The sequence below is a fragment of the Actinomycetota bacterium genome (assembly GCA_019347675.1).
Lineage (GTDB): Bacteria > Actinomycetota > Nitriliruptoria > Nitriliruptorales > JAHWKO01 > JAHWKW01.
On sequence record JAHWKW010000046.1, the window covers coordinates 1 to 6,915 of the forward strand.

The following is a 6,915-nucleotide window of genomic DNA, read 5'->3' on the forward strand; positions in this document are numbered from 1 at the left end:
TAACGACACCGAGGGATTCGCGCTCGCAGCCCATCCGGACCAGTCGCAGGGGCGCCCACAGACAAAGGTCGGGCTCATACAGCGCCCATCGTCCAAGAAACGGCCTGCCCAATCTGCGTTCTCCCAGAAGGCCCCTGACTCCGGCCCGGCGACCGTAGCCCCAGACCCGGACGAGACCTTCACGCCGCAGTTTCATGCCCCGACGAGGGGCAGCGGCGTGCGCTTCGGGCGGCCGTGGCTCCCGGAGGGCATGGAAAGCAGCAGGCGGCTCGGAGACCGCGTGCGTCACCCAGAGGCGGTCACGAGGTTCGCGAGCTTCTCGACGGCGGCGTTCCAGCCGGCTTCTGCCTGACCGCGACCTGGTGACGGGTACGGTTCGTCGCTGAGCGTCATGCGCGTCTTGTCTCCATGGTCGTGGAGCTCCACGCGCGTGAGAACGTCGTGGGGCATGCCCATCTCCGGCAGGGCGGGGCAGCGGAGCACGAGGAGTCGGGCACGACCAGCTCGATGATCTCGTAGCGCAGCGGGTAGCGCGTGCCGTTCTGGCGGTCGATCATCACCAGCTCGTAGCGTCCGCCGACACGGAGGGCGACGTGCACGCGCTCGGCCGCCAGTCACCAAGCCGCTAGCGGTACGGCTCCCGAGGACGGCCTCGCCGGAGCTCGCCCGTGGTGGACGTCGAGTACGGCGAGGAGACCCTGCAGGTGCTCGATGCCCTGGACCGATACGGGCCCCCAGAGGACGAGGCGGTCAGTCGGATCCTTCGCCGGTTGGCGGTTCGCCTGGCGACGGCGAGCTTCTGGCAGGGCGCGGCGCCCGCCGTGGTCGTCACGGCGCACGACCCGGAGGACCTGGCCGCCGACATCCGTGCGTGCACCACGGTGGACGAGCGACGGGAACTTGAGCGGCTCGGCTACCTCGACGCCTAGCGATCGAGGGCCGAGCGAACTCCCAGCAGTCTCGCCTCGGGGTCAACCGGCCGCTACGAGCGGTGGCTTCCGGTCCTCCTCCACCGGCGCGGGGTCCGGATCGGCTCCCATCCCGGCTTCCGGGAGCCCCGCCTCTGCCTCCGGGTCGATGGTGGGCAGGCGGCGGTCGAGCCAGCCCGGGAGCCACCAGTTGGCGTCGCCGAGCAGCTTCATCGTCGCCGGCACCAGGACCATTCGCACGATCGATGCGTCGACGGCGATGGCGGTCGCCAGGCCGAGGCCGAACATCTTGGTCGAGGGGTCGTCGCTCACGACGAAGCCGAGGAACAGCAGGATCATGATCAGGGCGGCCGAGGTGATCACCCGGGCCGTGGTCGCCAGACCGTGGATCACGGACGCGTCGTTGTCGCCTGTCCTCAGGTAGTGCTCACGCACGCGGGACAACAGGAAGACCTCGTAGTCCATCGACAGCCCGAACAGGATCGCGAACATGAAGATGGGGATGAAGGGGATGACGGGCACGGTCGTCTCCAGCCCGATCAGGCCGGCGCCCCATCCCCACTGGAAGACCATGACCAGCACCCCGTAGGCGGCACCGATGCTCAGCAGGTTCATCACCGCGGCCTTGAGCGGGACGAGCAGCGAGCGGAAGACCACGGTGAGCAACAGGAAGGACAGCAGGACGACCGCGGCGACGAACAGCGGCAGCCGGTCGGTGACCCGGTCGCCGAGGTCGACCCAGGTCGCCGTCTGGCCGCCGACGTGGGCCCGGGCCGGCGATCCGACGAGGGCCGACGGGAGCACCTCGGTCCGGAGACGCGCGATCGTGTCGCTCGTCGCCTCGTCCTGCGGTGAGGTCGTCGGGAACGCCAGGAGCGCCGCCACGCCGGCCTCGGCGTCGATCTCGGGGGCAGCCACCCGGGCGATCCCCGCGTCGGCCGCGATGGCGCGCACGAGGGGGTCGACCACGCCGGGGTCCTTTGCGGTGGCGACCGCGATCACCAGCGGGCCGTTGCTGCCGGGCCCGAATCCGTCGGCCACCAGGTCGTAGGCCCGGCGCTCGGTCCGCGTCTCGGGCAGGGTGCCCTCGTCCGGGAAGCCCAGCTGGAGGTCGAGCACCGGTGCGGTCAGCGCCAGGAGCAGGATCGTGACGCCGACGACCGACGCCCACGCGTTCCTCGACACGGCCTGGCCCCACCGCGTCCAGCGCGGGCTCACCGCCGGGCGCGCGGCGGTCCGGCGGCGCCGCCGCCCGCGGAGACCGTTGATCCGGGGCCCGGCGAGGCCCAGGAGCGCGGGGAGCAGGGTGACCGAGGCGGCCACCACGATCAGGACCATCACCGCGATGGCCACGCCGGCCGCGGTGAGGAACGGGACGCCGGCGACCGCGAGGCCGAGGATCGCGATGACGACGGTGCCACCGGCGAAGATCACCGCCTGGCCGGCGGTGGCCACCGCGCGACCCACCGACTCCTCGACGCTCATCCCCCGGGCCAGGTGCTCGCGGTGCCGGGTGACGATGAACAGCGCGTAGTCGATCCCGACGCCGAGGGCGATCATGCTGCCCAGCTGCGGCACCCAGCTGGGCACCGCGACCAGGTAGGTGAGCAGCGACATCGAGCCGATGCCGAGGGCGAGGCCGAAGACGGCCATCCCGATCGGCAGGCCCATGGCGATGAGCGATCCGAACGCGACGAGGAGGATCACGACCGCCGCGACCAGCCCGATCAGCTCGCCGGGCCCCATCTCCGGCTCCTCGAAGGCGAAGAACAGATCGCCGCCCATCTCGATCCGGAGCGGCGAGTCCTTCGCGGCCTCGCTGCCGAACGCCTTGAGGGCTTCGAGGTCGCTCGCGTCGAGCTGCTCGATCACCGGATAGCGCAGGCGGACGAGCGCGACGCGACCGTCGGGCGAGGTCGTGGTGTCGCTCGCGCCCGCGCCGATCACGCTGGGCAGGGAGGCGGCCTCGGCCCGCAGCTCGGACAACGCGGCTCGCGCCTCGGCCGAATCGCGGAAGGTGACAGCGCCGTCGCGCGGCGTCAGGACGAGCTGCGCGGTCAGCCCCGCCCGCTCAGAACCGGCCCCGCTGAGCAGCTCGCCGGCCCGCTGGGAGTCGAGTCCCGGGACCTCGACCGAGTCCTCGAGCTCCCGTCCGAAGGCGCCCGACGCCGCGATGACGAGCGCGGCGGCGCACAGCCAGGCTCCGATGACCCTCCAGGGTCGGCGGGCGGCGAAGCGACCCAGGCGGTACAGGGCGTGCGACATCGTGGTGCCTCCGGCTCAAGCGTTGCGATGGACCGCTGTGGAGTGGCCACGGCGTGCGATCCAGCCTGACGGCGACCGGCGGCCCGCACATCGGCAGAACGGTCACTTTCGAGGTGGCCGTCCGGCCCATTCCAAGGTCGTCCTTCCGGCCAATGGCGCGGCGCGCCCGAGCGCTCTACGGTGGGCTCGTGGAGGGAAACGCCATCCGCTCGCTCTGGGCCGAACCGCGGGTTCCGGACCCGCCCCGGCGGGTGTGGCGCGACTGGGCGCTCGTCGGCGTCCTGGTGCCGGCGGCGGTCCTCGAGAGCATCCTGCGCGAGGAGGTGACGTGGCGGCCGGCCGCGCTGGTGATCACCGTCGCGGCGATCGTCCTGCTGCTGTGGCGCCGGACGAGCCCGTTGCCCGTCGTCGCCGGCACTTTCGGTCTCATGGGGACCGGCGCGGCGGCGTGGCTCCTCGGCGCCGGCGAGCCGGTCGGGCTCTACTCAGCCGCGTCGGTGCTGCTCGTCCCGTACTCGCTGCTCCGGTGGGCGGCGGGGCGCGAGGTCGTGATCGGGCTGTCGATCATCGTGGTCGTCGGCGCGGTGTGCATCGCCGCCGACTTCACCGGCGTCGTCGAGGCGGTGGCCGGCATGGTGATCCTGCTCTTCCCGGCGGTGCTCGGGGCCTCGGTCCGCTACCGCACCGGCTCCCGCCTGCGCGAGCTGGACCAGATCAGGCTCCGCGAGCGCGAGGAGCTGGCCCGCGGGCTGCACGACACCGTCGCCCACCACGTCTCGGCCATCGCCATCCACGCCCAGGCCGGGCGTGCCCTTGCCGCATCCCGGCCGGACGCCGCCGTCGACGCGCTCGCGGTCATCGAGGAGGCCGCCTCGCGCACGCTCACCGAGATGCGCAGCATGGTGGGGGCGCTTCGGCGCCCGGGCGAGGTGCCCGACCTCCTTCCCCAGCGGGGTCTGGCCGACATCGAGGGGCTCGCGATGCTCGGGGGAGAGGGGCCGCGGGTCGACGTCGAGCTGTCGGGCGATCTCGAGGGCCTCCGCCCGATGGTCGAGGCCGCGATCTACCGGGTCGTCCAGGAGTCGATCACCAACGCGGTGCGACACGCCCGCACCGCCACCCGCATAGCGGTCTCGGTCGCCGGTGAGAACGGCTCCGTGCGCGTGACCGTCCGTGACGACGGAGCCGCCGTCCCGTTCGGCGGCGCGGGGTCGGCGACGGGCTACGGGCTCGTCGGCATGACGGAGCGCGCCGCGCTCCTCGGCGGCGCACTCGAGGCGGGGCCTGACCCCGCCGGCGGCTGGGCGGTCCGCGCCGTGCTGCCGCGCAACGGCACCCCCGCATGACGGTTCGCGTGATCGTCGCCGACGATCAGGATCTCGTCCGCACCGGCCTCAGCATGATCCTGGACGCCCAGCCCGGCATCGAGGTGATCGGCGTGGCGGCGGACGGCCACGAGGCGGTGGCCCTCGCGCGCGAGCTCCGCCCCGACGTCTGCCTGCTCGACATCCGGATGCCGGGCATGGACGGCATCGAGGCCACCCGGCAGCTCGCCGGGCCGGACGTCGCCGACCCGATCGCCGTCGTCGTCATCACCACCTTCGACCTCGACGAGCACGTGCACGCCGCCCTACGGGCCGGCGCCCGGGGCTTCCTGCTCAAGGACGCCGGGCCCGAGCTGCTGGTCCAGGCGATCCGCTCCGCCGCCAACGGCGACGCGCTCATCGCGCCGAGCGTCACCGTGCGGCTGCTCGCCGCCTTCTCCGACAACCCCGCCGAGGCGCCACCGGCGCAGCCCCGCGAACCCCTCACGGCTCGCGAGGAGGAGGTCCTGGTCACCGTGGCCCGCGGCCGGACCAACGCCGAGATCGCCGACGAGCTCCACATCAGCCTCAGCACCGCGAAGTCGCACCTGGCCAGCCTGATGTCCAAGCTCGGCGCGCGGAACCGCGTCGAGATCGCCATGTGGGCGTACGAGACGGACCGGATCAGGAGCTGACCGGGGCCTCAACGGCCCATTCGCGGTCAAGCACCGCGTACACCCGCAGCGTCGTCCATTCGCCCTTAAACCAGTCGGCCTCGACAAGGCACGCTTCGCATCGGAAGCCAAGGTGTTCGAGCAGACTGTGCACCGGTTGATTGCGGTCGTCAGCCTGCGCGAAGACCCGGTGCAGGCCGTGCTCGTCGAACAGCCGGTCGATCACGGCGGTGAGCGCTTCCCTCGCCAGCCCACGACCTTGCGCTGAAGGCGAGAACGTCACGCCTACCTCAGCGGTCGCCGGCTGGTCCGTCGCCACTCGCACGGCGCAATCGCCGCACAAAGCTCCACTGACTCGATCCACCGCAGCCAGTTGCATCCAATCGCCTGGCACGCCGAACCTGAGACCTTGCTGTGACGCAAGGAACTGCTCGCCGTCATCGCGCGAGTACGTGGGCTCCCAGGACTGAAAGCGGGCGACCTCCGGGTCGCTGCGATAGCCGACAAACGCCGGCACGTCCTCCAAGTCGAACGGTCGCAGCGTCAGGCGCTCGGTCACGATCTCCAACAGGCGGCCATCGTGACACGACGACGATGGCGTGTGGTGTCGGTCAGCAGTCTCGCCTCTGAGGTTTGCCGCACCCCCGGCAGCAGCGGCCGGACGACCCGTAGCAGCGGTGTGGGATCCGCCGCATCCTGCCGGGCGCTATCGCTTTGGACGACGACCGGCAGCCGCGCTCATAGGCGCAGCGAACTGTCGACGGGGATCATGGGCGCTTGTCGGGCATGAACGGCATCGATGATCTCGGCGCTGTCGATGCCTTGGAGGTAGATCGACGTGACGCCGAGGCTGGTGTGGCCGAGCTGGCGTTGGATGACGATCAGCGGTACGCCCTCGCGGGCCATCTCGACGGCGTGCGCGTGACGCAGCTGGTGCGGTGCGAACCGTCGCCGAACGCCCGCGTGTGCAGCGGCCTCTCGCAGTTGGGCGCGCACGGCGGTGTTTGACCACGCGCGTCCGCGCGTAGGCCCGGTGAGGATGCAAAACAGCGGCCCCACTGGGAGCTCGGTGCGTGCGTCCAGCCACGGTTGCAGCTGTTCCCACGCCCATTCGTCCATCCCCACTTCGCGGCGGCGCCCGCCCTTGCCGCGCCGGACGAGCAGCGAGCCGCGGCGCCGGTCAAGATCGGCCTCGCCGAGCGCGAGTGCTTCGTGGATGCGAAGTCCGGCGCGCCACAGCACGGCGATCAGGCCGCGCAGACGCCGTCCGTGCATACCATCGCCTGCCTCGCGCATGACGGCGAGGATCTCCTCGATGCTGGGCGGGTCGGCCGGGTAGCGCCGCCCCTTGTTACGCGGTGGCCGGCCGGTGTGAAAATCCGGCATCGTCGCCGGCGAGCGACGACGGCCAGCGGCATCCAACAGCAACTGCGACATGTGGCCTCCTCAGGCTCGTGGAGCCCGGAAGGTCTTCACTCGCCCTCTCTGACGTCACACCAGGCCCACCGCCCAGGACTCGCCGGCTGCCCGCCGATGTCCCTCAGCCGGGCGGCCGGCGCGTCTGGAAAGCAGCACTGCCTGCCCCCGGACCTCGGGCCGCGACCACTGCCCATGCCAGGCGAAAGGGGCGTTCTGGCGGAGCGCCGCTGTCTCACCGTTACGACAGGGGCACAACCTGGACGCGGCCGGTCGCGATAACGCCACGGCCCCGCATGCGCCTTCAGGTACTGGCGGACATGCGTT

At 71.7% G+C, this 6,915-nt stretch carries 8 protein-coding genes; 3 read left to right on the forward strand and 5 right to left on the reverse strand.

The window, feature by feature from the left end:
• Positions 1-285: 285 nt before the first annotated feature.
• Together KY462_16370 and KY462_16375 are read right to left on the reverse strand one after the other, a co-directional pair.
• Complete coding sequence (locus KY462_16370; GenBank protein MBW3579273.1) at positions 286-450, reverse strand: SRPBCC domain-containing protein; 165 nt, start codon at positions 448-450, stop codon at positions 286-288.
• Complete coding sequence (locus tag KY462_16375) at positions 390-557, reverse strand: hypothetical protein (protein MBW3579274.1); 168 nt, start codon at positions 555-557, stop codon at positions 390-392. The genes KY462_16370 and KY462_16375 overlap by 61 nt, the downstream gene beginning before the upstream one ends.
• 111 nt (positions 558-668) lie before the next feature.
• Between KY462_16375 and KY462_16380 the strand changes: the two genes are divergently transcribed.
• Entirely contained in the window at positions 669-929 is a 261-nt protein-coding gene (locus tag KY462_16380; protein MBW3579275.1) for a hypothetical protein, read from the forward strand.
• A 42-nt stretch (positions 930-971) separates the two neighbouring features.
• On the opposite strand, the gene KY462_16385 is transcribed toward KY462_16380, so the two are convergent.
• Positions 972-3,194, reverse strand: a complete 2,223-nt coding sequence (locus KY462_16385; GenBank protein MBW3579276.1) for an MMPL family transporter — start codon at positions 3,192-3,194, stop codon at positions 972-974.
• Between the two features lie 152 nt (positions 3,195-3,346).
• On the opposite strand from KY462_16385, the gene KY462_16390 reads away from it, so the two are divergent.
• On the forward strand, positions 3,347-4,540 hold the full coding sequence (locus KY462_16390) for a sensor histidine kinase (protein ID MBW3579277.1): 1,194 nt from the start codon (positions 3,347-3,349) through the stop codon (positions 4,538-4,540).
• A complete protein-coding gene (locus tag KY462_16395) occupies positions 4,537-5,193 on the forward strand; it encodes a response regulator transcription factor (protein ID MBW3579278.1) in 657 nt (218 codons plus the stop codon). Before KY462_16390 ends, KY462_16395 begins: the two co-directional genes overlap by 4 nt.
• Here KY462_16395 and KY462_16400 read toward each other — a convergent pair.
• Positions 5,183-5,740, reverse strand: coding sequence for a GNAT family N-acetyltransferase (locus KY462_16400; protein MBW3579279.1), 558 nt, complete (start codon positions 5,738-5,740; stop codon positions 5,183-5,185). The two genes, KY462_16395 and KY462_16400, sit on opposite strands and share 11 nt — an antisense overlap.
• 170 nt (positions 5,741-5,910) lie before the next feature.
• Positions 5,911-6,609: a site-specific integrase gene (locus tag KY462_16405; GenBank protein ID MBW3579280.1), complete on the reverse strand. Its 699-nt coding sequence runs from the start codon at positions 6,607-6,609 to the stop codon at positions 5,911-5,913.
• Positions 6,610-6,915: the final 306 nt, after the last annotated feature.

Excerpts from the sequence above, each read along its gene's own strand:
- KY462_16370 (MBW3579273.1), bottom strand. The coding sequence starts at position 450 with ATGCCCCACGACGTTCTCACGCGCGTGGAGCTCCACGACCATGGAGAC.
- KY462_16375 (MBW3579274.1), bottom strand. The coding sequence starts at position 557 with ATGATCGACCGCCAGAACGGCACGCGCTACCCGCTGCGCTACGAGATC.
- KY462_16385 (MBW3579276.1), bottom strand. The coding sequence starts at position 3,194 with ATGTCGCACGCCCTGTACCGCCTGGGTCGCTTCGCCGCCCGCCGACCC.
- KY462_16390 (MBW3579277.1), top strand. The coding sequence starts at position 3,347 with ATGGCGCGGCGCGCCCGAGCGCTCTACGGTGGGCTCGTGGAGGGAAAC.
- KY462_16395 (MBW3579278.1), top strand. The coding sequence starts at position 4,537 with ATGACGGTTCGCGTGATCGTCGCCGACGATCAGGATCTCGTCCGCACC.
- KY462_16405 (MBW3579280.1), bottom strand. The coding sequence starts at position 6,609 with ATGTCGCAGTTGCTGTTGGATGCCGCTGGCCGTCGTCGCTCGCCGGCG.